Here is a 2,405-nt window from a genome sequence, read left to right on the forward strand (position 1 = left end):
CCGTACCGACCAGCAGATCAAGCTTCGCGGTCAGCGCATCGAGCTCGGCGAAGTCGAGGCGGCGCTGCTGAGGCACGAGGACGTCGCGCAGGTGGCGGTCGTGATCCGTCACGATGGGTCCACCGGCGATTACCTCGTCGGATACGTGGTCTGTGCACCTGGCGCACACGTGGAGGAGCGGGCCGTCCTGGACGCTGCTGCAGCCGCGCTTCCCGGATATATGGTGCCCTCCGCGGTGGTCGTGCTACCGGAACTGCCGGTGAATGCACACGGCAAACTCGACCGGAAGGCGTTGCCGGTTCCCGAGTTCGCGGGCTCGGCCGATTTCGTGGCGCCCGGGACCTCGACCGAGTACGCCCTCGCCGAGATCTTCGCGGAGGTACTCGGTTCCGAACGAATCGGCATGTCGGACAGCTTCTTCGACCTCGGTGGTAACTCTCTCGTCGCGACCCGTGTGGTCGCGCGGATCAACGCCGAGTTCGGCGGCGGGGTGAATGTCCGGGACCTGTTCGAGGCCCCGACGGTCGGTGCGCTGGCTCGCGTGGTCGATCACCTTCGCTCCGGCTCGGGCCCGCGCCGGGCACTCGAGCCCGGTCCGCGACCGGACCGTATCCCGCTCTCGCCGGCACAGTCTCGGATGTGGTTCCTCAACCGGTTCGATCCCACGGCCGGCGCCTATAACGTGGCGGCGGCGCTGCGGCTGTCCGGCGAACTTGACATCGACGCGCTCCGCGCCGCCGTGACAGACATTCTGGACCGGCACGAATCGCTGCGCACGATGTACCCGGACTCACCCGAGGGCCCGCATCAGACGATTTTGTCCGCCGTCGACGCTGCGGCCGGCGGTGACCTGATCGACCTGGTGACCGAACCGGTTCCGGACGAACTCGACGACCGGATCCGGGCGGCAGCGGCCCGCGGATTCGACGTCACCACGCAGATCCCCACAGCCCTGACCCTGGTGCGATGTGAGGCACCGGACGAACACGTCCTGGTGATGGTGGTACATCACATCAGCGTCGACGGCTGGTCGATTCAGGTACTCGCCCGGGACCTGGTGCACGCCTACTCGGCGCGCGCCGCAGGTGAGGCGCCGTCGTGGACCCCGCTGCCGGTGCAGTATGCGGACTATGCACTGTGGAAGCGGACACTGCTCGGCGCAGAGGACGATCCCGACTCGCTCGCTGCGCGTCAGATCGGTTATTGGCGAGCGAAATTGGCGTCGATACCGGAGACCCTCGAACTGCCTGCAGACCGCCGGCGACCGGCGGTCCCCAGCTACCGCGGCGGGAACGTCGAATTCCCGATCGATCCGGAGGTGCACGCGTCGATCGCCCAGCTGGCGCGCACGGCGAACGCGACACCGTTCATGGTGCTGCACTCCGCGTTGTCGGTGCTCCTGGCACGGCTGAGTGGCAGCGACGATGTCGCCATCGGCACCCCGGTTGCAGGCCGGGGTGAGCAGGAACTCGACGACGGCGTGGGCATGTTCGTCAACACGTTGGTGCTGCGGGTTGCGGCGGACCCCGCGCTGACATTCGAGGCGCTGCTCGCGCGCATCCGTGCCACCGATCTGTCCGCGTACGCTCACGCCGACGTGCCGTTCGAACGGATTGTGGACGTTGCCGGCACGGCCCGCTCCATGGCGCATCATCCGCTGTTCCAGACGGTGCTGGCGCTCGAAGACACTCGGCAGCACGCCATCGCCCTCCCCGGATTGGACATCGCGGAACTCCCTGTCGATTTCGGTATCGCCAAATTCGACTTGCAGTGGGTGGTGACGGAAGAATTCGACGAGCACGGTGCCCCCTCCGGCGCGCGTGTGACTCTGACCTATGCCCGCGATCTGTTCGACCACGCAACGGCGGTGACTCTCGCGGATCGGTTCACGCGCATTCTGCGCGCCGCCGTCGCGGACCCGTCCGTGGTGGTCGGGGACCTCGAGATCCTCGACCCCACCGAGCTGGCGGACCTGATCCGGGATCCTGCTCCGGCGCCCATCCGCACTCTGCCCGAGCTCCTCGCGGACGCGGCGCGAAAGCGGGATGCGACGGCGCTGGTGTTCGCGGACACCGACCGTCGCACCGAGGTGTCGTACGGGGAACTCGATCAGCGGTCGAACTCCCTTGCCCGCCTTCTCATCGCGCAGGGTATCGGACCCGAATCATTCGTCGCGATGTCGGTCCAGCGCTCGATCGAGTCGGTGCTTGCGGAATGGGCGGTCGCGAAGACCGGCGCCGCCTTCCTGCCGGTGGACCCCATGTATCCGGCCGACCGGATCGAACACATGCTCGCCGATTCTGCGGTCGTGACCGGGCTCACGATGTCCGCGCATCGCAACGCCCTCCCGGACACGGTGTCCTGGGTGGTGCTCGACGATCCGGACACCCTCGACGACATCGCGG

General features: G+C 67.6%; 1 protein-coding gene. It reads left to right on the plus strand.

The window, feature by feature from the left end; genetic code table 11:
* Positions 1-100: 100 nt before the first annotated feature.
* Positions 101-2,405: condensation domain-containing protein (locus tag WAW17_RS28945; RefSeq protein ID WP_422336295.1), on the plus strand; the 2,305-nt coding region annotated here is incomplete at its 3' end.

It is taken from the genome of Rhodococcus sp. (in: high G+C Gram-positive bacteria) (assembly GCF_049286785.1).
Taxonomy (GTDB): Bacteria; Actinomycetota; Actinomycetes; order Mycobacteriales; family Mycobacteriaceae; genus Rhodococcus_F.